General features: G+C 39.5%; 25 protein-coding genes and 1 pseudogene. 13 read left to right on the top strand and 13 right to left on the bottom strand.

Annotation, left to right across the window (positions count from 1 at the left end; all coding sequences use genetic code 11):
• The 4 genes from H5161_RS10545 to H5161_RS10560 all read left to right on the top strand — a co-directional run bounded on the left by H5161_RS10545 (position 1) and on the right by H5161_RS10560 (position 3,893).
• A complete protein-coding gene (locus H5161_RS10545) occupies positions 1 to 441 on the top strand; it encodes a hypothetical protein (protein ID WP_182693798.1) in 441 nt (146 codons plus the stop codon).
• The gene (locus H5161_RS10550) at positions 434 to 2,065 is read left to right on the top strand and encodes a diguanylate cyclase domain-containing protein (protein WP_182711237.1); all 1,632 of its coding nucleotides are present in this window, start codon (positions 434 to 436) and stop codon (positions 2,063 to 2,065) included. Before H5161_RS10545 ends, H5161_RS10550 begins: the two co-directional genes overlap by 8 nt.
• 175 nt (positions 2,066 to 2,240) lie before the next feature.
• Complete coding sequence (locus H5161_RS10555; RefSeq protein WP_182769236.1) at positions 2,241 to 2,942, top strand: metal-dependent hydrolase; 702 nt, start codon at positions 2,241 to 2,243, stop codon at positions 2,940 to 2,942.
• A gap of 348 nt (positions 2,943 to 3,290) precedes the next feature.
• Positions 3,291 to 3,893, top strand: a complete 603-nt coding sequence (locus tag H5161_RS10560) for a thiamine biosynthesis protein ThiC (RefSeq protein ID WP_182769237.1) — start codon at positions 3,291 to 3,293, stop codon at positions 3,891 to 3,893.
• Positions 3,894 to 4,251: 358 nt separating this feature from the next.
• On the opposite strand, the gene H5161_RS10565 is transcribed toward H5161_RS10560, so the two are convergent.
• From H5161_RS10565 to H5161_RS10575, 3 genes and pseudogenes are all read right to left on the bottom strand, one after another.
• Positions 4,252 to 5,388: a hypothetical protein gene (locus tag H5161_RS10565; protein WP_182769238.1), complete on the bottom strand. Its 1,137-nt coding sequence runs from the start codon at positions 5,386 to 5,388 to the stop codon at positions 4,252 to 4,254.
• A 149-nt stretch (positions 5,389 to 5,537) separates the two neighbouring features.
• Complete coding sequence (locus tag H5161_RS10570) at positions 5,538 to 6,362, bottom strand: DUF2971 domain-containing protein (RefSeq protein ID WP_182769239.1); 825 nt, start codon at positions 6,360 to 6,362, stop codon at positions 5,538 to 5,540.
• 92 nt (positions 6,363 to 6,454) lie between these two features.
• Positions 6,455 to 6,688, bottom strand: a pseudogene (locus tag H5161_RS10575) (cold shock domain-containing protein); the annotation flags it as partial.
• 391 nt (positions 6,689 to 7,079) lie between these two features.
• On the opposite strand from H5161_RS10575, the gene H5161_RS10580 reads away from it, so the two are divergent.
• Entirely contained in the window at positions 7,080 to 7,697 is a 618-nt protein-coding gene (locus tag H5161_RS10580) for a trimeric intracellular cation channel family protein (protein ID WP_182769240.1), read from the top strand.
• A gap of 90 nt (positions 7,698 to 7,787) precedes the next feature.
• Here H5161_RS10580 and H5161_RS10585 read toward each other — a convergent pair whose 3' ends face one another.
• The 3 genes from H5161_RS10585 to H5161_RS10595 are packed head-to-tail and all read right to left on the bottom strand — an operon-like array spanning position 7,788 to position 9,185.
• On the bottom strand, positions 7,788 to 8,300 hold the full coding sequence (locus H5161_RS10585; RefSeq protein ID WP_182769241.1) for a DUF421 domain-containing protein: 513 nt from the start codon (positions 8,298 to 8,300) through the stop codon (positions 7,788 to 7,790).
• Between the two features lie 34 nt (positions 8,301 to 8,334).
• Positions 8,335 to 8,691, bottom strand: a complete 357-nt coding sequence (locus tag H5161_RS10590; protein WP_259398690.1) for a hypothetical protein — start codon at positions 8,689 to 8,691, stop codon at positions 8,335 to 8,337.
• Between the two features lie 35 nt (positions 8,692 to 8,726).
• Positions 8,727 to 9,185, bottom strand: a complete 459-nt coding sequence (locus H5161_RS10595; protein ID WP_182769243.1) for a DUF302 domain-containing protein — start codon at positions 9,183 to 9,185, stop codon at positions 8,727 to 8,729.
• A gap of 199 nt (positions 9,186 to 9,384) precedes the next feature.
• Between H5161_RS10595 and gloA the strand changes: the two genes are divergently transcribed.
• Positions 9,385 to 9,912, top strand: a complete 528-nt coding sequence (gene gloA / locus H5161_RS10600; RefSeq protein WP_182769244.1) for a lactoylglutathione lyase — start codon at positions 9,385 to 9,387, stop codon at positions 9,910 to 9,912.
• A gap of 65 nt (positions 9,913 to 9,977) precedes the next feature.
• Here the strand turns inward: gloA and htpX are convergent, their stop codons facing one another.
• From htpX to bioB, 6 genes are all read right to left on the bottom strand, one after another.
• Positions 9,978 to 10,841, bottom strand: coding sequence for a protease HtpX (gene htpX, locus H5161_RS10605; protein WP_182769245.1), 864 nt, complete (start codon positions 10,839 to 10,841; stop codon positions 9,978 to 9,980).
• Positions 10,842 to 11,053: 212 nt separating this feature from the next.
• Positions 11,054 to 12,637: an FAD-dependent oxidoreductase gene (locus H5161_RS10610; RefSeq protein ID WP_182769246.1), complete on the bottom strand. Its 1,584-nt coding sequence runs from the start codon at positions 12,635 to 12,637 to the stop codon at positions 11,054 to 11,056.
• Between the two features lie 121 nt (positions 12,638 to 12,758).
• On the bottom strand, positions 12,759 to 13,442 hold the full coding sequence (bioD, locus tag H5161_RS10615; protein WP_182769247.1) for a dethiobiotin synthase: 684 nt from the start codon (positions 13,440 to 13,442) through the stop codon (positions 12,759 to 12,761).
• Positions 13,443 to 13,528: 86 nt separating this feature from the next.
• A complete protein-coding gene (locus H5161_RS10620) occupies positions 13,529 to 14,407 on the bottom strand; it encodes a methyltransferase domain-containing protein (protein ID WP_182769248.1) in 879 nt (292 codons plus the stop codon).
• Complete coding sequence (locus H5161_RS10625; protein ID WP_182769249.1) at positions 14,404 to 15,555, bottom strand: 8-amino-7-oxononanoate synthase; 1,152 nt, start codon at positions 15,553 to 15,555, stop codon at positions 14,404 to 14,406. The genes H5161_RS10620 and H5161_RS10625 overlap by 4 nt, the downstream gene beginning before the upstream one ends.
• A gap of 10 nt (positions 15,556 to 15,565) precedes the next feature.
• A complete protein-coding gene (gene bioB / locus H5161_RS10630) occupies positions 15,566 to 16,606 on the bottom strand; it encodes a biotin synthase BioB (protein WP_182769250.1) in 1,041 nt (346 codons plus the stop codon).
• A gap of 94 nt (positions 16,607 to 16,700) precedes the next feature.
• Between bioB and bioA the strand changes: the two genes are divergently transcribed.
• The 6 genes from bioA (at position 16,701) to H5161_RS10660 (ending at position 23,222) form a co-directional block, all read left to right on the top strand.
• Positions 16,701 to 18,002: an adenosylmethionine--8-amino-7-oxononanoate transaminase gene (gene bioA, locus H5161_RS10635; protein ID WP_182769251.1), complete on the top strand. Its 1,302-nt coding sequence runs from the start codon at positions 16,701 to 16,703 to the stop codon at positions 18,000 to 18,002.
• Positions 18,003 to 18,173: 171 nt separating this feature from the next.
• Positions 18,174 to 18,986: a hypothetical protein gene (locus tag H5161_RS10640; RefSeq protein ID WP_182769252.1), complete on the top strand. Its 813-nt coding sequence runs from the start codon at positions 18,174 to 18,176 to the stop codon at positions 18,984 to 18,986.
• Positions 18,987 to 20,027, top strand: coding sequence for an extracellular solute-binding protein (locus H5161_RS10645; RefSeq protein WP_024606722.1), 1,041 nt, complete (start codon positions 18,987 to 18,989; stop codon positions 20,025 to 20,027).
• Positions 20,027 to 21,526, top strand: a complete 1,500-nt coding sequence (locus H5161_RS10650) for an iron ABC transporter permease (protein WP_024597048.1) — start codon at positions 20,027 to 20,029, stop codon at positions 21,524 to 21,526. The genes H5161_RS10645 and H5161_RS10650 overlap by 1 nt, the downstream gene beginning before the upstream one ends.
• 14 nt (positions 21,527 to 21,540) lie before the next feature.
• Entirely contained in the window at positions 21,541 to 22,557 is a 1,017-nt protein-coding gene (locus H5161_RS10655) for an ABC transporter ATP-binding protein (protein ID WP_182769253.1), read from the top strand.
• A 35-nt stretch (positions 22,558 to 22,592) separates the two neighbouring features.
• Positions 22,593 to 23,222: a Vat family streptogramin A O-acetyltransferase gene (locus H5161_RS10660; protein WP_024604311.1), complete on the top strand. Its 630-nt coding sequence runs from the start codon at positions 22,593 to 22,595 to the stop codon at positions 23,220 to 23,222.
• 4 nt (positions 23,223 to 23,226) lie between these two features.
• Here H5161_RS10660 and H5161_RS10665 read toward each other — a convergent pair whose 3' ends face one another.
• Positions 23,227 to 23,661, bottom strand: coding sequence for an ATP-binding protein (locus tag H5161_RS10665; RefSeq protein ID WP_002961231.1), 435 nt, complete (start codon positions 23,659 to 23,661; stop codon positions 23,227 to 23,229).
• Positions 23,662 to 23,958: 297 nt separating this feature from the next.
• On the opposite strand from H5161_RS10665, the gene asnS reads away from it, so the two are divergent.
• Complete coding sequence (gene asnS, locus H5161_RS10670) at positions 23,959 to 25,356, top strand: asparagine--tRNA ligase (RefSeq protein ID WP_024596826.1); 1,398 nt, start codon at positions 23,959 to 23,961, stop codon at positions 25,354 to 25,356.
• Positions 25,357 to 25,391: the final 35 nt, after the last annotated feature.

Consider the following 25,391-nt stretch of genomic DNA (forward strand, 5'->3'; position numbering starts at 1 on the left):
ATGATAAGCGCTCGTAATCTAGGTCTTAATGTAATGCTCCCCTTATGCCTGCTTTTTGTGAGCTTTTATGCTAAATCTACAGAGTTTGTTGTAGTGGTAAATAAAAGCAACGCAATTAACGCATTATCAAAACGGGAAATAATTGATATTTACATGGGTAGGTATTTAACTTTTCCTGATGGTGAAACGTCAAAGCCACTCGATTTGCCCGCCCAATCAGCATTAAAAAACGATTTTTACTTAAAACTGGTTAATAAAGACGAGCAAAAAATAAATGCGTATTGGGCAAGGCTTTTATTTTCAGGGCGCGCAAAGCCACCCACGCCTTCAACATCGGTAGAAGACGCAATAAACAAAATAGCAGCATCACAATTTGCAATTGGCTACATTCCGCTATCGCAAGTTACAGATGCAGTAAAAGTGGTATACACATTTGATTAAAATTATTAGCCAAAAACTCTACATACGCGTCGCTATATCAATTGCGTTAGTTGCTATTGTTGTGTCTTTAGTCTCATCTATGCTCTCTTATTACTCAGGCTTTAAAGAGAAAAAAAATACAAATTACCTACTTGTTCAACAGTTAGCGCAAACAATGGAAAAAACAGCCGCTATTGCCGCTTACTTAAATGACAAAGAATTAAGCCAAGAAATTATTAACGGCCTACTCAGTAACGACTTAGTGCAAGGTGCAAGCCTAGAAGGAGAAGTAAACCCTAAAGGAGAGATAGATTTATTTATAGCAAAAGGCTCTACTAACAAAAAAAATGAAGCTGTTTTAATTAAATTAGTTCACCCCTTTATAGAAGACACTTTTATAGGTGTACTTGCCATATACCCTGACGATAACTTTATTGAACAACAAGCACAGTCAGCGCTTATAAAAGAATTTATCTTAATGCTGATTCAATCCATTGTTATCGCATTTTTTGTATCGCTGGTAGTTCAGCGCTGGCTTACACAACCAATTCAAAACCTAACCGACAGCTTTGCTAAAATAAATCCAAGCGAGCCAGAAACCCTTAAAATGCTAACCTTCAAGCAAGGCAAGCGGGACGAAATAAGCCGTTTAACCCAAGGTATAAATGCCTTAATGCACGAGCTACATTTAACTATTAGTAATGAGCAAACACTGCGTAAAAAAACTCAAGAGCTAGAAGCTAAATTTAGACTTATTTTTGAACAAGCCAGCGCAGGTATTTGTTTACTAGATGACAAAAACATTATCACCACCTTTAACCCTGCATTTAAGCATTACTTTACCGTACCTGGTGAAGAAGAATTACCAACCTTGCATTTTCCTGAGTTACTTAGCAATGTAGACGAATTACAAAGCCTACTGGCAGATATTCGCTCTGCTAAAAACCCACCACAAACCACCTTAGATGTAGAGTGTAAAGTTTGCTATAAAACGGTATGGTTTCATTGTTTGTTTGTAAGGTTAACAGACCAAAGAGATACCAAACGAAACCCCAAACAAGAGCAGCTAGTAGAAGTAATTTTACACGATGTAACCGAGCGCGCAGAACGCGAACAGCAAACCCGCTTTGAAGCCGATCACGACCCACTCACTGGCTTATTAAACCGACGCGCCGGTGAAAAACGCCTTAAAAAAGCACTACGTGAATGTATTAAACATAATGAACATTTAGTGCTTATGATGATTGATTTAGATAAGTTTAAACCCATTAACGACACCTACGGACACGAAGCCGGCGACAAAGTTCTAATTGAAATAGCGCACAGATTTAAAACACTTTTTCACGAAAAAAACGATATGTGTATCCGCCTAGGCGGTGACGAATTTATTGTTGCAAGGCAGGTTAATACCTACAACAAAGCAGCAACGCGTGAGCAATCAATCGCATTGCTAAACGAGTTACAACAAGACATTTATATTTCACAAAATAAAACATGCACCGTGGGTGCAAGCATTGGTATTGCAGTCGGCCCGAATGATGGTGAAGAGCTACTCGAATTAATGATCAATGGTGACAAAATGCTTTACCACGTAAAAGAAACAGGCCGAGGAAAAGTCGCCTTTTACGACGATATAAAAAATTAGATATAATGAATTAGTAATTAGATAGCGAAAGCTATAGCATTTTTATGGCTTTCAAATAGTCTTTATTATAAAAATACGTCGCTAAACCAAATTTACATCCAAACCTTTAAAGTAAATTGAACAATTAAGTTTTTGATTGCTAGAATGCCAACCTATTTTTCTATCAAGAGATACAATGGCAAATTTCAATACTCATCTTAATACTGCAGTCATCATCACAGGTTTAGGCTCGGCCACTTTATTAACTGCAGGCCATATTGATTTAAACGGCGCACTTTGGTTATGGTTTTTAGGTTCAATTGGCGGCTTATTACCCGACATAGACTCAGATAACTCAACCTCGCTCAATACTATTTTTAACTTATTTGCACTGAGCGCTGTATTACTGGTGCTGCATTACATAACTACCGAGCTCATTATTGAAATTAGCTTTATCGAGTTAATCGTAGTGCCGTTATTGGTTTACGGCTTTATGAAATACATTATTAGACCCATTTTTGAATGGATCACAGTACATAGAGGTAGTTGCCACTCTTTACTATTTATACTGTTATGCGCGCTAATAACGACTCAAGTAACATGGATACTGAATGACCAATCAACCACACAAGCAGCCGTCTTTGCCTGGTTAACGGGTGGGTTTATTTTACTCGGCGGATTAATTCATTTATTACTGGATGAAATTTACAGTGTGGATTTAAGTAATGTCACCATTAAACGCTCTTTTGGCACCGCTTTAAAAATAGCTGACTTCGATAATAAACTAATTACGCTAGCTTCAATTATTGCCATTGCAGGTTTGATCTATGTTGCCCCTCCTACAGAGCAAACTATTACAGCGTTAAGTGACTGGTCTCATTTTAAGTTTTTATCTTAACGCCGTAAGTATTAAGCCGTTTTACCACATACTCAAAATTAATGCCCTCTTGATAATTAAGATAGTTAAACATTGATTTACTAAGAGGGTATGAGGCGCTGCGCTTTTAGAGGGCATAAATGGCTTGAACCTAAACGATTTCCCAATTTAAGTTTTGAATAAAACCAAAATTTGAGCCTATTTGTAATTAATTATTATTTTTATAGGTTTAAGTGAAATAATTAAATAGCTTTACCTGTCTTATAGGCTAAGTGTAAAAGCTAATTAGCTAAAAAGCTCCCTGTTTGACGTATTCAAACCTGTCGAATCTTTTTAAAGCATTAAATATAAAATTATAAGAGGTAAATAATGGAATTTACGAATAAACGCACCACTCTAATTACGGCATCTTTATTGTTGGTATTGGCGTTAACACAGGCTGTTTTTACTGCCCTTTACAGTGCAGAAATTAGTTTTTCAAGGCAGTATGCATGGGGACTAGAAGCCGTAGTTTTCACTCTACTTGTTGCCTTTGCGGGTTCTGCTATGGTGCAAGCACAAAACGCTCAGCTAGGATGGTCGGCTATAACATTTAGCGCAATTCTTAACATAGTACAGGTAAGCATTGGCCTTACTTTGTTTTCAACATTTGGAAAAGTAGCGGGTGCCGTAGAAGGCGCACAACCTTTAATTGGTGGCGTGGTTTCTTTGTCATTCATGATTTACTACGCAGCTAAATTATTATTGGGATTAGCAGCACTTGTTTTTGGCCTGTCTTTTATCGCTAAAGGTGGCAAAGCAATTGGCGGGCTTACTGCCTTAGCAGGCGGAGTTGCAATGCTTGCCAATGGTATTTTAATCACCTTTGGCCGTGATGGATTCCTTCCATCAGCTGTTGCTGGCGCGTCAGGCATGATTGCAACGTTACTTTTAGCAATATGTTTGATTAGTCTTTACCGTAAAGCAGACTAAGGCTTAATACCATACAAGTAATGTGCTTACTTAAATGAGTTATAAACATCGGCGTGTATTAGAGATCTAATTCGCCGATGTTTTGCGTTTAAAGTGACGCCCACTTTCAACTTAAAGCGTTCGACTATCGCATCTCAAGTTAATGCCCTCTTCGTAATCTAAAGGCTAATTCACAAAGAGGATATGAGGCGCTTCGCTTTTAGAGGGTAAAATAGCTTATATCAAAGCGATTTAACTCAGTTAAGCTTTGGTGTATGAAGTTGACTAAACTATGACTAAACTAGACAGCCACTTTAATTGAACGAACAAAACTATGCATTGTGAGTAAAATTTAACATGGGTGTCTTATTAATTTATGTTATATTTCAGTTAACTTTTCACAAGTAACAGGACCAATTTTTTTGCACATTTCAATGGCTTTTTTTGAGTCTTCTTTTCTGTTTAAATTACTATACGCATTACTTAACAAATAATATATATAGGCATTAGAGGACTTACTCATTTCTTCTTCAGCCATTATCTCAAGGGCTTTTAAGTAGATTTCTCTTTTAGCTAAGTCATTTGTGAAACGTTCATATAAAAATGTACCTGTTGACCAGAAATATATTCTATTTGATCTAGAAACTAACTCATAGAAATCACTTTCTATTTCCAATTTATTAAATAAGACATATATCGAGTGATATGTTTCTATCACATCAATATTATATTCAACTGCTATCCTTTCTTTAATTTTAGCTTCTTTTTTTACAAGTTTTTTACACTCTAAAAGTAATTTCGCATTTCCCCTGATCTCAGCATTGTCATGAGTCAGCGCTATACGTTCCAAATCTTGAGAAACCATGTCACACCTATTTTTTGAATTTATAGAGCGCGATAAAAAACCATATACAAAGTATTGATTTGATTTTACGTTAGCTAATCTAGATATTGCAAAACTCAATCCAGCAGTCTCATCAATTAAGGTAAAGAATTCAAACCAATCTGAAACTAATTGACCAGAGATGATACTTGCACCTTCATCATGTTTTATAAAATAACTAGCCATAGGTTCGAAAGATATTGGAGACTTAATTTTAAACAAAGTTGAAATCGTATCCTCAACCCTAGTTCCCTTTGAAAGTTGTTCAAGTAGGATACTAACTTCACTATTCGGGTCTAGTGATGTAACTGCAGATATAGATAATTGCTTTAATAGTTCAGACTTTTCTTTTTCTAATTGCTCTACTTTATCTATGAGTTCTCTAGTTTTGGGATTAGCTAAAGCATCAACTTTTATTTGTTTAGGAAGGTTAATTTCGTTAGAAGAGCTGTTCTGTTTTTTGCTTAGGCTATCTTTAAGATCAAGAACCTTTGCTTGTTCAAATTTAAGTTGTTCTTTTACAACTTGAATTTGATTTTGATTTGCATATTTAGTGATTGCAAATACTCCTCCACATAGAACTGTCAGAGCAGAGCAAAATATTACTAATGTTTTCTTTTCAAAAAATTCCATTATATAAAACCAAATTTGTAGTTTATCACATGCACAACATTTCAAACATAACGCCCGCTTAAATGGACAAAATCACTGGTTATAATGTGAAGCGAAGCAGAACCTAACCAACTGTTTTTATTGCATTTTTTAAATAGCGCGTTATGTTTTCACCTATACTGCCCAGCAGAAGTGCTAACAAGAATATCTTTGTTCCCAGTAGCTAAAAGCATAAACTCCAAATCTTTTTTTGAAATATTACACTTAGGACCAAGCTTAACGGTTTGGATTGAAGAAGCATCTGCGTTGCTTAGGTTTACTTTACAGTAAGGCACTAATCCGAATTGTGACAAACGAAATTTCACATCAAATAATTTATGCTTTTTAAGCGATTCATCTAAATAAATATCTGAACGCTTTGAGTGCTCTAAAATTGCCCTAATTTCCCGCTCAGTTTTATAGAAGTCAGATTTGAAAGAACAAGCTAACCTTGATAATCCAATGGATAACTTAAAGCTCTCAACTGTGTCATTAATAAAATCACCTATATTATCTAATAGCTCCTTAACCGAATTTTCAAATTCTTGTTCATCATAAATCACCTTATGGAAATGTACGAAACTAGCTGTTCTTTCGTCTTCTTTATAAAATGCGGGTATCGTTAATGTGTTACTTGCACTTAAAATTCTTCTGTCAATCCCAATAACTACGCCTTTCCCATCGTCACCATAAGCTCTCCATTGGCTTAAGTCGTCAGGATTTTCAGAAAAAGAACATCCTAAAAGGAGTTGCTCATTATCTAAGCCAACGAATCGATCGTTTTCAAACCAATGTAATAAATCTGGAAATTTTTCCTGATAGAATTTCTTAATTAGCTCAATACCAATTGTAAACTCTTGGGGATCATTCATTTTTGAAAGATCAGAAGCCCAGATTGCTTTGCTATCTAGAATCTTTAAAAAGGTATCTACAGTTGTATAATGATAAATTAACATATGCACACTTATCGAAAACAAAACGCCTCATTCAGAGGCAAATAATTGTTGGCTAAAATAGCGACGCAGGAGCAAAAGCCAACTGTTCTGAGTTTTTGATAAGGTGCTTTAAGCTCTGCAACGCCTTCTATACGGCAGTTAATTGCTTTGGTTTTACCGTCGGGCTGTGTTGCCACTTCAAAGTAAATGGTGTCGCCTACTTTGGGCTTGCGGTTCATGTGTTTGAGCGCTGATATGTGTATAAACGTGTCGTGCTCTAGGGGGTCTGATTTAATAAAACCAAAACCTTTGTCTGTTTTCCACGTCTTTAACAATCCTTTGTGCATGTATCCACCTATTATGCTTAAGCTGCGTTTTACGCAAATTCCATTTAGTTAACACTTGTTATTATACGTTCCTAAATTAAAACCATGCAACCAATTATTCATATTGCGTTAATTTTCACGCTTTAGCTAAAAAGATAAACTGAAAATAAACGGACTAAAAACAACTAAATCCAACCTGTTTTATTTATACTTTGCGGTCATATGTCCTTTAATTCACATGAATCATTGCGCACCCACTTATTAACTTAACAGCTTGTTTACACTGGTTTTTATTATTAGTTATTTCTATCTGAATGATGCTTTTTTAGTATGATTTTTCATTCGTTATTTACTTAATTTATCTATACAATCCACACCTTATTTTTACGCACGAATTTCAAGTGATTATCTCATGTTACTAACCGTTGTTTATATTATTGGTATTACCGCAGAAGCCATGACTGGCGCACTTAGCGCAGGGCGAATGAAAATGGACTGGTTTGGCGTGGTGCTAGTAGCCAGTGCGACCGCAATTGGTGGTGGCAGCGTGCGAGATATATTACTAGGCAATTACCCGCTAACGTGGGTACAACACCCAGAGTATTTATTAATTACCTGTATAGCCGGTATTGTTACTACGTGGCTGGCAAAATGGGTGGTTAAATTTAAAGGCATTTTTATGCGCCTAGACGCCCTGGGGTTAGCAGCCTTTAGTATTATTGGCTGCCAAGTGGGGCTAAATATGGGACTGCATTACGGTATTTGTGTAGTGGCCGCCGTTGTTACTGGCGTATTTGGTGGCTTACTGCGTGATTTAATATGTCGCCAAGCGCCGTTGGTATTACATAACGAGCTATACGCGAGTGTATCGTTACTTGTTGCCTGTTTATACTTAGCGCTACACCATTATAATATTGACGACAACATCAGCATTATTGCAAGCCTTGTTGCAGGCTACTTAATACGTATGGCATCAATACGCTTTAAATGGCGCTTACCTACATTTAGTTTATTAGAACCCGCTAAGTAAGTAACTTAAATAAATTAAATGAGACAGGCTTGAATCTGCTAGGCAATCTCACCTGTCTCCTCTTTTATTATTCTTTAATGCTCTCTATCACTATTTAACACTCACTACATCGCTTAACGCGGTTTTTAACCCACTGTTATTTTGCTTTAGTACGCTAAAACTACCATCGGTTTCTAGCACTACGGCAGCTACATCTTCTATGGCTAATATACCCGCACCACGAATAGCAGCGCGAATTTCTGATTTTGTTACTCGCTGCGATTTAAGGGCTGCCGTGCAATATTCACCATCACTCAGTAACAACGTGGGCTCAGCTTTTACTAAAGCTGCAAATTTAGATGAGCGAACACTGAGCCAGGTAATTAAATATTGCAGCCCTATTAAAACAACAAATGCCAATATGCCTTCAAGCAGCGCGACACTTTTTGAAATAATTACCGAGGCAAGAATAGAGCCCAGCGCAATGGTGACTACAAAGTCGAACACGTTCCATTTAGATAGTGTTCGCTTGCCCGATACACGCAACCAAAACACCAGCGCTACATAACCCAATACGCCAATAATAAGTACGCGTACTAAACCCTGAACATCATCAAAAAACATGGTTACTCCTTTATTTTTAAAGCCGCTATTAAATTTAACCCTTCTTTAATTGAGTTAATAGCTTTGCACCTAAAATCGTACCAATGGGGATAAATAAAAGCCATAGATATGCATAAAACTTTAAAGCAGATTTAAGCAATGCAAAGTCATTTACGCGTTTATTTTTAAGCAACATGTAATTTATAAAATAGCCTACTATTGCTGGTGCAATTTGTATTAACGAAATTACAATACCTGATGAAATATGCCCTGCTATTAATTTAGGGTCGCCACCAGCAAATGCTGCATAAGCATTGTAAATACCAGTAAAAAAACTAATTAGCGAGATTAGCAAAAAAGCCTGTAAAAACAGGCTTACTATGGCTAAAAATACGATTGGAGATTGTTTCAAAATCATCCTTAATTTAGCTAATGCATTGTTTAAAATTAGTTTTGTGGCCCAACGGTTTTATCTGCCAGTGCTGCTAATACTTTACCTATTTTTTTAGCCGCTGGGCAATTTACTGCGTTATGGCGCGCAGCTATATAAGTAGGATCGTTATAGCTTAACCACACTTGCGATTGTGCGTCTTCCCATACCAGTGCTTTTAGCGGTAAATCAATACCTATTGTTTGTGCGCACTGCATAAGAGGTGTGCCGCCTTTGGGGTTACCAAATATAAGAACCTCTGTTGGGCGTAGTTGCTGTTCTACTTTTTTAGCACCAGCAGCGTGATCTATTCGTGCAAATATATTTAGCCCTTTTTGTTTTGCTAAATGCTCAAACTTATCCATAGTAGCTTTAGCGCTTAATGGGCTTTTTACTGAAATTAGCCCCTCTACTGCGTTAGCATTTGTAATAGCAAAGAGTAATGCGAGTCCAAAAATAATATTTAGTGTTTTCATACCTTCTCCTTTGAATATAAGTAACTAAAAGTTACTACTTTAAAAGTTAAATCGAAGAGTTTCACTTTACTATATTAAATTTACTTCTTACACGTAGAATTACTCTTGAATAACTTAAAGCTGTTTAAATTTACCTTACGGTTGATTATGATGGGTAAATAAATATTATTCCGCTTTATTATTTTCAGTAAGGATCACCATGTCTAGCTATAACGAATCTCCAGAGCAAATTGAACAAGCCACGCAAGGCTATGTGATGCAGCAAACTATGTTGCGTATTAAAGATCCAAAGCCGTCTTTAGAATTTTATCAAAATGTATTGGGTATGAAGCTTTTAGGTAAGTATGACTTTCCTAGTATGAAGTTTACGCTTTACTTTTTAGGCTACGAACAAGAGTTGCCAGAAGGCGATGATAAGACAAAAGCTGAATGGGTGTTTCGTCGCCCTGCGTTAATTGAGTTAACCCATAATTGGGGCACTGAAAACGATGACAGTTTTGAGGGTTACCACAGCGGTAACCAAGAACCTAAGGGCTTTGGTCACATAGGTATTAGCGTACCGGATGTTTACGCAGCCAGTGAGCGCTTTGCAAAGTACGATGTAGAGTTTGTTAAAAAGCCAGATGATGGCTCAATGAAAGGCTTAGCATTTATAAAAGATCCTGACGGCTACTGGATTGAAATACTCTCACCAGAGGGCATTACCGATATTATTTTTGGTAAATAACCAGCTCCCACACACTAAAAAGCCAGCTATTACGCTGGCTTTTGTGTTTTTAAATAAGGGTTAGCTTATTTACGCAGAGCGTCTATTCGCGCATCAAGCGGTGGGTGCGATGAAAACAACTCAGCAACACCTTTCCCACTTGCAATACCAAAGGCCATCATTGAGCCTTCTAATTGCGAAGGATGGTTTTGCTTTAAACGCTCAAGGGCTGATCGCATTTTATCGGCACCAACTAGTTTTGCTGCGCCGCTGTCGGCTGCAAATTCACGTTTACGGCTGTAACTTGCCACTACTATGCTTGCTAGCACACCAAATAGTACTTGGAATAACATATCGAATAAGAAGTATGTCCAGCTACTGCCATCCTCTTCTTCATCGCTATTAATAAAGTTATCTACTATGCCTGCCAGTACTTTTGCAGCAAATATTACAAAGGTGTTTACCACGCCTTGTATTAGGGTAAGCGTTACCATGTCGCCGTTAGCTACGTGCGATACTTCGTGGGCAAGTACGGCTTCGGCCTGATCTTTGGTCATGTTGTGCATTAAGCCTGTGCTTACTGCCACTAACGAGTTGTTTTTACTTGGGCCGGTTGCAAATGCGTTCATCTCTGGGCTGTCGTAAATAGCGACTTCTGGCATTTTAATACCTGCTTTTTTTGCTTGCGCAGATACCGTTTGTACAAGCCAGCGCTCGGTTTCGTTTCGGGGCTGTGTAATTACATGCGCGCCGGTTGATTTTTTAGCGATCCATTTCGACATAAATAACGAAATAAACGATCCACCAAAACCAAATACGGTGGCTATAAGTAAAATTCCGCCAAGACTACGATGGCTTAAGCCCAGCGCACTCATTATTATTGAAAGCACTACACCTAATACCAACATAACCGCTAGGTTAGTTAATAAAAACAAAAATATACGTTTCATATTGTCCTCACAAAAATAGGTTTGATCACCGAACATAAAATTAAATTAGGTTAAAGCAATCACTGCGTTATGACACACTATGTCATAACGTTAGCGCTATTCTGTGACAAACTATGTCATAACACAAGTGTTATTTATGTGTTTATTGATAATTTTTTTAAGAAGGGTTTTACAGCAAATTTAAGACTAAAGTTTCTTTATAAGTCAGCTTATTACAAGCTATTATTAAGCTCTGCCATATCAATTGGAAAACCACGCTCGTGTGCCAATATGCGTGCAACTTCGTCAATTTTGTCGCCGCTATTATGTTTAAGGTACGACCATTGGTGGGTACTTCGGTGATGATTTACAGCAGGATCGCTACTTATTATTCCTAATTTTATAAACTCACCCACTATTTGATCTGCCGCTATTAACGTTGACGATGCTTTTACATTTTCGGCCCGTGCGTAGCTAATATGCGAATATAAACTTACATCGGCTACGCGCAAAGTGTCGTCATCCCCTGGGATTTGTTGCCCGCCATACAAGGCATTATTTTGTTTATTAGCAGTTTTAAACGCAGGGACAAACTCGGCTACATAATCAATTGCTGTTTGGGTACGTGTTTGCAATGCTGCTTTGTCCCAGCCATCTTTAATATAATGCAGGTATTTATTGGGAAGTTTTGGTTGTGCGCTCATTGGCGTGGCATCAGCTAACCCATCATTAAACAATGTAATGTTGTTTGTCATGCCATGTATTTGAAAGTATCCGTTAGGGTAAGGGGTTAGCTGCGCCATACCTTCTGGCGTACCACGGTTACCATAAATAATTATTTCGGGTATTTGCCCACCAGCACCTTGCCAATGAGTAATGTAAGAGGCTTTAAATTCAACCATGCGTTTTACATCTACCCCAACGAGGTCGTCAATAATACCGGTTTGAAAACCACACGCATTAATAAGGTAATCTACCTCAATGGTTTGTGTATCGGCTTGTGTATTGGTTGAAGTATCAGGTTGTTCATCAAGGCTTGGCTCTGATTGATATTCAATGCGCCACTTAAGTGTTTGCTTATCATTATTGGTATTTATAACTGGCGATACATTTTTAACACTGGTGCTTGTTAAAACGTGAGCGTGTTTGTACTGTGCAAGGGCGAGTTGTGCACTGGCCGATAAACGAAAAATATTCCAGCCATATTCTTGTGCAACGATAAGCGGAAACTTTAGCTTGTCTAAATCTAAATGCTTAGCAACGGGTATCATCCACTCATCTAACGACGTGGGCTTGGCTACTTGTTTTTGCTTAGCAAGCTTTAGCATTTGCTCATAACTATATAACTGATAATAATGCTCAGGCTCGCCTAATACTTTATTAGCGCTGTCTTGCTCTACAAGCTCGCTGTAGGCTTTTACTAATTTATTTAAACGCGGAAATAAGTCCTCCGGTGAATCGTCATCGCGCTTGGGCACTGCAAATACTGTGGGGCGAACATCGATGGTGTAAGGATAAAGGCGCGCAATATCTATACATTGCTTGAGTAAATCTATGCAGTCTTCGTCGGGTATTTCACGATATAAGTTGCCACCCGCATGCAAATGGCACATTGGAGGGCCATCAATTAACGACTTTTTCTTTTCAAGCACATAAGTTTCTAGCCCTAACGCAGCAAGTCTAATGGCTATTGTGGCGCCAGCTGTGCCTCCACCTATTATACCTACGCGTTTTTTAGGTAAGCCATAGTTTAGTGCTTTTGGCTCAGCGCTTACGTGCGCATCTGGGGCGTAGTTTTCAATAAATGGGTGCGTCATATAGTCGTTATGTCCTTAGTAACATTGTCTTTAAGCAAGCTATGTATTTATAAACGTTTATATGTGTACTAAGGCTGACTATTTCAAGATTTACCTAAAAAAGTAAATATTTTTAAACCACTTAAGTATTTATAGATAACGCACTAAGCAAGCTTTTGTATATTTGTAACTTAGGAGTTTGCTCGCTGTATGGGCTTATAGCAAGTATTGGAAACGGTAAACGTGCTTTAAGTGAATCAAGGTTTGCTTGGTATTCGTCCATGTTTTTATCGACTTGGTTTGCAATCCAGCCAACGCAGTTTATACCCATACTTTGCATATGCGCAACGGTTAGTAATGCATGATTTAAGCAACCTAGCTTCATGCCAACAACGAGTATTACCGGCATTTTTTCTGCTTTAACCCAGTCGTATAAATAATCGTTTTTATTAATAGGTAATGCCCAACCACCAGCGCCTTCGGTAAGTATAATGTCAGCGCCCTGTTGTTTTACGTTTTTATAAGCATCACTTAGTTTATCTACAGTAATACTCACTCCAACTTTCTCAGCGGCTATGTGAGGTGCAATAGGCGGTGCAAACGCAAACGGATTTACTACGTCGTATTTAGCGCTCACTGTTGCGCTTTCCATTAGTATAAGGGCATCGGCGTTTACTAGTTGATCGAACGCCATTTCGCAGCCAGCAGCAAGGGGTTTAAAGCCAATGGCTTGTTTTTTATGTTGGGCAAGTAACTTTAGTAGCAAACTGGTAACGTGGGTTTTTCCGGCATCGGTGTCGGTGCCTGTTATAAAAAATTCTTTCATGCGTTGCCTTATGATCTGAATCTAAGTTTGGTTTAATTTTAAGTTTTAACTTAAGCAATTAATCGCTTTTTTGTAATGGCTTTTTTCTAATGGCTTTTTTCTAATGATAACAGCACCACATGATAAGACACACATGCTTTATTATTTATAAGCGGATACGCACTGCATACTTTTTGTAGCGCCGATTTGGTAAGTAACCCTTGGCGCGTATTGGTATGATTTTGCGTTGTTGCGCCAATGGCTTTAATAGAGGCAATAGCTTTTAAAGGTGTTGTGTATTCATCGGTATAAATACGTTTTTTAGCGCTGTTAATAGTAAAACCTGCATTTTGGACTGATTGGTTTATATACAGTTCACTATTAAAGGTATTTATGTGGCTGTTAGAATCAAGCGCTGCAAAAGCTGTTTTTATTTCATTTAGTGAGCCCTCTACCAAAGTGCTTATGTACGCCTGCCCGCCTGGTTTTAATATGCTGTAAAGTGATTGCATTAAAGCCGAAAAATTAGCAGACCACTGCACTGCAAAGTTACTGTAAATAACATCAACACTGTTTGCTTGTAGCGGTAAGTTATCCATATCGGCGCATATTTTGGGTGTGGTTAAATCACTACTTTGCAGCATGTTTAAGCTCAAATCCATGGCAATAACGCTTGCAAACATACTTTGTAAGGTATGTGTATTAACAAGCGGGCCTGCGCCTAAATCAACACAAAGCTTATTTTTATTAAAGCCTGGTTTTATGAGTGAAAATAGATCGCTCGCAGCATGTTTTTGTACATTTGCATGGGTGTTATAACTCGCCGCCGCTTTTGAAAACTTACTTTGTGTAGACTTTTTAAGCTCCTTGTTTAGCTCTCGATTTGGCTCCTTATTTAATTCTTTATTTGAATCGCTACTCACTAGGCACGGTTTTACAAGTTGTGTTTGCACTAGATCTGTTTTTAATACTGGCTGAGCAGTCATGCTATTGCACCTACTAAATGCTTAACTAAGTGCGTTATATCTTGCTCGGTATGTGCGGCGGTTAAAGTAATGCGTAAACGTGAGGTGTTATGTGCAACCGTCGGCGGTCTAATTGCAGTGAGCCAAATACCCTGTTGTTTAAGTTTATCTGCCGCTTGTAACGTTTGCTCAGCACAACCTAATACAATGGGCTGTATGGCTGTATTTGATTCCATTACTGCAATATTATGGGTTTTAGTGAGTTGCTTAAATAATGCAATATTGGCATTTAGCTTATCGCGTTTATCATTGGCTGTTTTTATGTTTTTAATACGCGCAAGAGTGTGACTTGCCATAAGCGGCGACATGGCGGTTGAATACGTGTAATCGCGATTAAACTGCAGCATGTAATCAATAAACTGTTTACTTCCTAATACACACGCGCCATTACTAGCCACTGCTTTACCAAAAGTAATGACTAATATATCTGGCAGCGTTTGAGTAATAAACGCTTCGCAACTGCCTAAGCCTGTTTTACCTAATGCACCAAAGCCGTGTGCGTCGTCAATCATTAGCCATGCGTTGTGCTGTTTTGCAAGTGCGAGTAATTCTTTAAGAGGCGCGGTATCGCCATCCATCGAAAATACGCCTTCGCTTATAATAAGCTTGTTTTGCGCTTTTGATTTTTCGAGCCTTGAACGTAAATGGTTCATGTCGTTGTGATTAAAGCGCACTAAAGCCGCGTTTGAGTGCATAGCACCGTCAATCAAGCTTGCATGATTTAACTTATCTTGAAAAATAGCGCTGTTTTGCGCAGCGGCTTTATCTTGAAACAGCGCTTTAATTACGCTGCTATTAGCGCTAAACCCTGAGTTAAATAGCATTGCTGCGCCATAACCAAATTGCTCACATAAGTACTGTTCAAGCGCTTTTTGCTGCGCCTGATAACCGGTAACCAATGCTGAGCTGTGACTCCCTAATGCGTGGGAGTCATTAAGTTTAACAGCCTCATCACCAAAGCCTAAGTAGTCGTTACTGGCAAAGTTAAGGTAGGTTTTATTATTAACCGTTATGGTGCGCGCTGTTGCATGTTGTACTACGTGGCGTTTACGAAGTAACGCACCTTGCAGGCGAGCCTGCAGATGCGTGTTTATAAAATCAAAAGGCATTGATATAAGCCTACGCTTCGTAAAACAATTCAGAGGTTGCTTTGTCGGCTACTTGCGATGAAAGCGAGGCTTCAACTGCTTCGTCTGAATAGTCGTGACGTTTTTCTGGGTTCATGCCTAGTTTTTTAATTAGGTTCATATCGGCATCAGCGTCGGGATTTTCGGTGGTAAGGAGTTTATCACCATAAAATATTGAGTTAGCGCCTGCAAAAAAGCACATCGATTGCATTTGCTCGTTCATGGCGTTACGCCCTGCCGATAAACGTACATAACTGTGTGGCATCATAATGCGCGCTGTTGCTATGGTACGTATAAATTCAAAGTGATCTAAATCGTCTACGTTTTCAAGCGGAGTGCCTTTAACTTTAACGAGCATATTAATAGGCACGCTTTCTGGCTGTTGTGGCAAATTAGCTAGTTGCATAAGTAGTCCAAAACGGTCGCTTGCTTGCTCACCCATACCGACTATTCCGCCCGAGCATACTTTCATACCGGCATCGCGTACGTGGTCAATGGTATTTAATCTATCTTGAAAAGTACGGGTTGATATAATTTGCTCGTAATACTCAGGTGACGTGTCAAGGTTATGGTTGTAGTAATCAAGCCCAGCGTCTCTAAGTTCATGGGCTTTTTCGTTTGTGAGTTTACCTAGCGTCATACAGGTTTCTAACCCTAGCTCTTTTACTTCTTTAACCATTTGCGAAATGTATGGCATGTCTCTGTCTTTTGGATCTGACCATGCTGCCCCCATACAAAAACGGGTAGCGCCTTTTTGTTTTGCAAGGCGTGCTTGCTCTACTACTTTTTCTACTTCTATTAAGCGTTCGCGTTCTAAATCAGTTCTGTAATGGCCCGACTGCGGGCAGTACTTACAGTCTTCTGGGCAAGCGCCTGTTTTAATTGATAACAACGTAGAAATTTGCACTTCATTTGGGTTGAAGTTAGCACGGTGAACCGATGCGGCTTTAAACATTAAATCGTTAAATGGCATTTCAAATAATGCTTTAACTTCAGCGTGGGTCCAATCGTGACGAACAGGTGCAAGTTCCATAATACTCTCTTATTTTTTTCTCAGCGGTGATATTGGCTTAGTCTACGAGTTGAAGTACCATTGTCAACGAAGCCCACCAAGTTAAAGTTTACATATGATTAAAAAGAATACGATTGACCTTGATTTTGATCGTGAGCACATTTGGCACCCATATACATCGATGACTAAGCCAATTCCGGTATACCCTGTTACACATGCTAATCACAATATTATTCACCTCGAAACTGGCGAGCAATTAATCGATGGCATGGCCTCGTGGTGGAGCGCAATACATGGCTATAACCACCCTGTTATAAATAACGCCATGATTGAGCAAATTAATAATATGAGCCACATTATGTTTGGCGGTATTACGCATAACAGCGCGGTAGAGCTGTGCAAAAAAATAGTAAATATAACGCCGCCTAGTTTAACTAAAGTGTTTTTAGCCGACAGCGGATCGGTAAGTGTTGAAGTAGCAATAAAAATGGCGCTGCAATATTGGTTAAGCCAAGGCATTACAACAAAACAAAAATTAATGACGCCTTACAAGGGCTACCATGGCGACACCTTTGCAGCCATGAGCGTATGCGACCCCGTTAACTCAATGCATAGTTTATATTCAGGTTTTTTACCTGAACACGTTTTTGTGCCTGCACCGGTTAGTCAATTTGGGTTCGAGTTTAACCAAACTGAAGCCCAAGAGCTTGAAGAATACTTTAAAGCAAACCACAGCCAAGTAGCCGCCTTTATCATTGAGCCTATTGTACAAAACGCAGGTGGTATGAACTTTTATCACCCTGATTATTTAGCCTGCGTACGTAAATTGTGCACCCAATATAACGTACTGCTAATTTGCGACGAAATTGCCACAGGCTTTGGCCGTACAGGTAAATTATTTGCTGTAGAGCACGCCAATATAGAACCCGATATAATGTGTATTGGTAAAGCATTAACCGGCGGTTCAATGACGCTATCGGCCACTATCACTAGCGATAAAATAGCCATTGGCATAAGCGAAGGTGAAGCCGGTGTTTTAATGCACGGCCCTACGTTTATGGGTAACCCGCTTGCCTGTGCAGCGGCCTGCGCAAGTATTGATTTATTACTTGAACAAAACTGGCAACAACGAATAAAGCAGCTAAACACCCAGCTACAACAACTTAATAAATGCAGTGAACTAGATGCGGTTGCCAATGTGCGTACCTTAGGAGCAATAGGCGTTGTTGAACTGAACGAGGCTGCGGGCAATGTTGATGTTGCTAAAATTCAGGCTTATTTTGTAGAGCAAGGTGTATGGATACGCCCATTCGGTAAACTAATTTACCTTATGCCACCGTATATAAGTGACGACACAAGTATAAAAACACTGTGTGATGCCATTTATAATGCCATTAAAGGCAAGCATTACGCTTAATAGTCGGTCTCAATAACTAATCCTAATACAGGTTATAGCGCTATTTGCTGTAACCTACCGCTACATTTAGTGTTTTTATCTATTAAGCGAGTTTGTAGTTATTGATCTCGTTAATCATTAGCTATATGATAATGTCTATCATTTACAATTACCTTTTTGGACTTCTTTGCTATGAAATTACTATTTAAACCAGCCAAAACTTTAGGTGCAAGCCTTTTACTAGCCTCGGCGTTTATGGCTCAACCAGTATTAGCTAACGGCCCTATTGGCGAGCATGTTAATCATCTTCAAGCTAACCTTAAAAGTTACGCAGAAGAAGTAGAATGGATGGTAGGCAAAGTTGATACCATGGTAAGCGACTACGATACTAAAGGCGCAAAATCTGTAAAAACTGATGATTTAATTGAATATTGGGAATCAGTTAAGTTTCACAGCGCAATAGAAACTAACTTTGTACCAGTATACGCTTCTATTTGGCAGGGTCTTTATGGCGTAAAAATGGCCATTGATAATAAAGAGCCTGCTGATGAAGTTCGTAAACAGCAAAAAGCGATGAACATAGCCTTGTGGCAAGGTCTTGGGGCTGTTAAGCTTGCTGCAAAATTCCAGCAAAAAGGCTTGTTAGACACTGTAAAAGCAACGGCTACAACTCAAATGACACAAAGTGCCACAATTGATGAAATTAAGCACAAATTAGACCGTGTAGTAGCTAAATTTGCTGAGCGTTTACGAGACGAAGCAACTGAAATTGTTCATGATACTTATCTGCACCTGTTTGAAGGCGTTGAAGGTACACTTATTGAACAAGATGCAAAACTAGTTGAAGTGCTGGAAAAAGACTTTAACGTAACACTGCCACAAGCAATTAAAAACAGCAAAGGCGTAGATGAAGTACGCGATGTGATCAGTGATATGCAAACAAAATTAGACCGCGCTAAGGTTTTAATAGAAAAAGCCGAAAAAGCACGTAAGGATGTATTTTAAGTGAAGCGTAGGACCTTTATTCAAGGCCTAGCCGCGTTAGGGGTGGTTGGCTCATTGCCACTGCCTCTTTCTCGTGCGCTAGCCGCTGATATAGCAAACCCTGTTTCTGTTGACGATTTACCAAAGCTTAAAGGCGAGTTAACGCTTTATTTAGGCCGAGGCGAAGGTGGTTTGTATGAAAACGTATTACAAGCAATCCAGAAAAAAAATCCAGACTTTAAACTCGGTATACGCCGAGGTCCTACTGCTGCTTTAGCAAATACCATTGTTGCAGAAGCTAAAGCTGGCGTTCGCCGCGCTGATTTATTTTGGGCAGTTGATTCAGGCGCAATTGGTTTAGTAACCGATGCTGGCCTTGCACAACCTATCCCAGGTGATTTATCTGCTCAGTTACAACCACAATTTAGATATAAAGAGTGGGCACCTGTAACTGGCCGTATTCGTACATTGCCATATAACACGTCGCGTTTGACTAAAGATCAAATTCCAACAAGTATTATGGAAATTGCCGACAGCGATTTAAGTATTGGCTGGGCGCCCGCCTACGCTTCTTTTCAATCGTTTGTAACCGCAATGCGAATCTTAGAAGGCGATGACAAAACCGCTAAGTGGCTTAAAAAGATTCAAAAACGTGCTAAAACATACGCCGGCGAGCTAGGTGTTGTTATGGGGGTTGAACGCGGTGAAGTTGATATTGGTTTTGCTAATCACTATTACACTTTGCGTTTAAAATCAGGTAAACCTAATGCCAAGCTAGATTTAGCATTTACACAAAATGATGCGGGCTGTTTAGTTAATGCATCGGGTGTATTAGCGCTTAACGACGATCCGCTTGCAACTAACTTTATGCGTTACTTACTAAGTAAAGAAGTACAAGGTTACTTAGCCAGTGAAGCGTACGAAATTCCGTTAGTAAATGGTATTACCCAACCTGAGGGTTTACCGTCACTTGCTAATATTTCTCCACCTAAAGTAGATTTAACACAGCTAGCTGATTTACGCCCTACTATAGATTTGATGCGAAGCAGCGGCGTATTGTAATGAAAATACCTGCCTCTTATCCAATGGCGCTGCTTGCAGCGCTTGTTGCGCTTACCCCTGTTTATGTATTAATTGTGCTTGCAAGCGATGCGAGCTCAGTGTTTGACACCCACAACCTGCAAATTTTAGGTAACACGTTATCGTTAATGGGTTTAACGGTACTTGGGTCTATTTTAATTGGTGTGCCACTGGCGTTTATTAGCGCGTATGTGCATTTACCATTTAAAAAGCTCTGGCTGGTTGTATTTGCAGCCCCACTGGCAATTCCCAGTTATATTGGCGCATTTACACTTTATGCTGCTTTTGGCCCCGGTGGCGAAATAAACACCTTAACAGGAATAGAAACACCATCAATGTATGGCCTAACAGGTGCCGCCATTGTAATGACACTTTATACCTTCCCGTTTGTAATGATGACAACTCGCTCATCCCTACTGAGCCTTGACGCAAGCATGGTTAATGCCGCACGAACGCTGGGCATGTCGATGACGCAAAGTATATTTAAAGTTATATTACCGCGCGTAGTTAACGGTATTGCAGCAGGCTCTTTGTTAGTCGCGCTTTATACGTTATCAGACTTTGGCACGCCCGCAATGATGCGCTTAGATACGTTTACCCGCGTAATTTATGTTGAATACAACGCCTTTGCGTTAGGGCGAGCTGCCATGCTTTCACTTCAACTGATGGTTATTGTCGGTTTTTTACTTTTAGTTGAATCACAAATAAAAACAGCGCCTGAGCGCCATGGTCGCCCGTTAATTTTATTTCCAAGTAAAGTACAATTAAGTGCCATGTTTGTTACGTTTGCACCTGTTTTACTGCTTGCTATTGGCTTGCCTTTGGCTATATTTTCGCTTTGGTTAGCTCGCGATGGTTTTAGCTCATTTGATTTTAATATTGCATGGAACTCTACGTATGCATCGGGTATTGCGGCAATTGTAGCCGTTATCGTTGCGATCCCCGTTGCACATGCTGCACTGAGTGGAAAAGCGGGTCGTATAATGGAGCGTGTTACTTACTTTGGTTTTGGTATTCCAGGTATAGTAATGGGCACAGCGCTTGTTTACGGTGGTTTGCAGTTGCCGTTTTTATATCAAACACTGGGATTGCTTATTATTGCTTACATGCTGCGATTTTTACCACTTGCTGTAGGCTCTGTTAGAACAAGCACCGAACACTTAGACCCAAGCTTAGTGAAGTCTGCGCGCGTATTAGGGGCAAGCCCACGTGAAGTATTTACTCGCATAACACTACCTTTAACTATGCGCGGTATTATTGCCGGTGCAGCACTGGTGTTTTTAGAGTCAATGCGTGAACTCGAAGCCACGCTATTACTTGGTCCTACAGGGTTTGAAACCCTCTCTACTTATTTATGGCGTGTATACGAAGCGGGCTATTTTGGTCGCGCCGCTATTCCTGGATTATTGTTAGTAGTGATATCTGCCTGCGGGTTAGCTATTATGATGTCTGGCGAAAAACGCAACCAGTTTGAACATTAAGGATTTAAGAAACAATGCTATCTGTAAGTCAGTTGTCTATAGATTATGGCAGTAACCGCGTAGTAAGCGATTTAAACTTTTCGCTGGGTGAAAACGAAATCCTTATGCTTGTAGGGCCAACAGGTTGTGGTAAAAGTACAATTTTACAAGCCCTTGCTGGCCTTATACCTATTAGCGAAGGCGAAATAAACACAGGTAAATGGCGCGCTACACCCAAATTAACAATACCTCCTGAAAAACGCAGTGTAGGCATGGTATTTCAAGATTTTGCGTTATTTCCGCACTTAACCGTACAGCAAAACATTTGCTTTAGATTAAAAGATACAGCCCCTGCTGAGTATTGGATAAATCTACTTGGGTTGAGCGATTTTAGAGACAAAAAACCAGCAACGCTTTCTGGCGGACAAAAGCAACGTGTAGCACTTGCGCGCACCCTTGCCCACCAACCTGACTTTGTATTACTTGATGAGCCGCTTTCAAACTTAGATGCCGCCCTTAAAGACATGCTTCGTTGGGATATTAGAAACGCACTTAAAGCTGCTGGCGTACCGGCGATTTGGGTAACACACGACCAAGAAGAAGCACTCTCCGTTGGCGACCGCGTTGGTGTGCTTAAACGCGGTAAAATTCAGCAAATCGATACACCCGAGCGCTGCTTTAGTACCCCAAACAATCGCTTTGTAGCACGCTTTTTAGGTGAAGCCAGCTTTATTAGCGGCCAATTTAGCCAAGGACAAGCCACTACCTCAATTGGTAATGCGCCCGCTCATGGCGTTGACTGTGAAAGTGGCGACGTTGATGTACTACTTCGACCAGACGATGTGTTACTTGTACAAAGCAGTGTTGGTAATAACGGCGAAGTGATTTGGGTACGCTTTGAAGGTGGCAGCCGCTTGTGCGCTGTAAAACTTGCGTGTTCTACGGTGGTAACTAGCCGAGTAAGCCATGAAGTTGTGGTAAACCCAGGCGACGAAGTGCATGTATCACTAAGCACATCGCACCCACTAGCGGTTTATAAATCTATAGATTAATATCTATACCTAACTCAAAGTTAAGAGGAAACCCCATGAACGGACCAAACCCCAATAATCCTTCACCAATGGAAGGTTTTCCTCAAGTAGGTTTTTTAAAAAACTATATTACTTCTATCAATATTGAAGTAGGCGATTATACATATTATGACGATCCTGATGGCCCTGAGAATTTTGAAAAAAATGTGCTTTACCATTTCGATTTTATTGGGGATCGTCTGATCATAGGTAAGTTTTGTGCGATAGCTAAAGACGTTACTTTTATAATGAATGGCGCTAACCATCAAACTTCTGGATTTTCTACTTATCCATTTTTTATATTTGGTAATGGCTGGGAAAAATTTGTACCAAAATCAAATGATTTACCCTTTAAAGGCAATACAGAAATTGGTCATGATGTTTGGATTGGTTATAACGCTACAATTATGCCCGGGGTAAAAATTGGCAGCGGCGCTATTATTGCCAGTAAATCAGTTGTTACCTGCGATGTACCTGCTTATAGCGTTGTAGGTGGAAATCCCGCTAAAGTGATAAAAACCAGATTTGACGATAAAACAATTAATACGCTGCTAGATATAGCTTGGTGGGATTGGAGCAATGAAAAAATCACTGCTCATTTAGATGCCATTACACAATGCGATATAAAAGCCTTATCTAATCTCTAAGTGATTACCACTCAAACATGTAGGCCATTTTACTTATAGTTTTTAGCGGCACATTATGTGAGTTTCGTTTAGCGTATAGGTGCTGCATAGCTTTGTCTTTTACTTCACCCACTATCACTTCTTTTACTTGATAACCTAAAGCAACGGCAGCTTGAGAGTAAGCTATAAATTCCCACTTTTTAATATTGGTGTTATCTACAATCACCAATGGAATGCCTTGAGCAAGTGCATTTATAAAGCGCGCCAAATTTAAATTATGAAATTGTGGTAACTTAAATTTATCAAAATGATATTCGCCCTGCTCATTATTAAAGTAATCATCAGTTGAGCAAATTAGATACTGACTTTCGTCGGCTCCACCTAATTCGTCAGCAAGGCTTTGCGCGTAGTAAGACTTACCACTTCCTGGTAGTCCTCGTAAAATAAAAACTTGTTTCATAGCATCGATTTTTTAAGGGTAAATAAATATTAATTTAGTTTGGATGTTAATAATGCCACAAAATCATTAAATTTCAGAGCAACAAATCATAATAGTGGCAATTAAACTCTAAAAACTGTTTAAAAATAAACCGCATGCATAAAAACTTTTAAAGAGTTGCCCACAATAGTTTTTTTATTTAACTTTACTAGGTAAGATACAGCGTTCAAGTGCAGCACCGTTTATGTGCAATTTATGCCCGAGTGTTGCGCACAGTTAAAATAAAATAGTTAGGCAACTTATATCATTGGAGTGAAGATGAGCCATTTAGCGATTTCAGAGCTATTAAAAGGCAATGTTGCGGTAGACAGCCAAGTAACAATTAAGGGCTGGATCCGTACTCGCCGCGATTCAAAAGCAGGAATTTCATTTTTAGCCGTTCATGACGGTTCGTGTTTTGATCCTATTCAAGCGGTAGTTCCTAATTCACTGAATAATTATGATGAAGTTACTAGCTTAACAGCCGGTTGTTCTGTGTCGGTTACTGGTGTTTTAGTTCAATCTGCTGGCCAAGGTCAATCTTACGAAATTCAAGCTAACTCAGTGACTGTGTTAGGTTGGGTAGAAAACCCAGATTCATACCCAATGTCGGCAAAGCGCCACAGCATTGAGTACTTACGTGAGCACGCTCACCTTCGCCCTCGTACAAATATGATTGGCGCGGTAACTCGTGTACGCAACTGTTTAGCACAAGCTATTCACCGTTTTTACCACGAGCAAGGCTTTTACTGGATCAGCACGCCAATCATTACGGCAAGTGACTGTGAAGGTGCTGGCGAAATGTTCCGTGTATCAACGCTTGATATGCAAAACTTACCACTTACAGACAAAGGCGAAGTTGATTACAGCGAAGATTTCTTCGGTAAAGAAGCATTCCTTACTGTATCTGGTCAGTTAAATGGCGAAACTTACGCGTCTGCAATGTCAAAAATTTATACATTTGGCCCTACATTCCGCGCAGAGAATTCAAATACATCTCGACACCTTGCAGAATTTTGGATGGTAGAACCTGAAGTAGCGTTTGCTGATTTAGAAGATATAGCAAAACTTGCTGAAAACATGCTTAAGTATGTGTTTAAAGCCGTACTTGAAGAGCGCCGTGATGACATGGAATTTTTTGCACAACGTGTAGAAAAAACCGCAATTACGCGTTTAGAAGAATTTGTAGATAAAGACTTTGCACAAGTTGACTACACAGACGCTGTAGAAATCCTTAAAAACTGTGGCAAAAAGTTTGAGTACGCTGTTGAATGGGGTGTAGATTTACAATCTGAGCACGAGCGTTACTTAGCTGAAGAGCACTTTAAAGCACCGGTAGTTATTAAAAACTACCCTCGTGACATTAAAGCATTTTACATGCGCCAAAACGAAGACGGTAAAACCGTTGCCGCAATGGACGTTGTAGCACCTGGTATTGGTGAGATCATTGGCGGTTCACAACGTGAGGAACGCCTTGATGTACTTGATGCACGCTTAGAAGAAATGGGCTTAAACAAAGAAGATTACAGCTGGTACCGCGATTTACGTAAATACGGTAGCGTGCCGCACTCAGGCTTTGGTTTAGGCTTTGAACGCTTAGTTGCTTATGTAACAGGTATGGGCAACGTACGTGACGTTATTGCCTTCCCTCGTACTAAAGGCAGCGCAACTTACTAATATTTAGTAAGATGTTTATAAATACTAAAAACCAG

The sequence above is a fragment of the Pseudoalteromonas sp. SG43-5 genome (assembly GCF_014164345.1).
GTDB lineage: Bacteria > Pseudomonadota > Gammaproteobacteria > Enterobacterales > Alteromonadaceae > Pseudoalteromonas > Pseudoalteromonas distincta.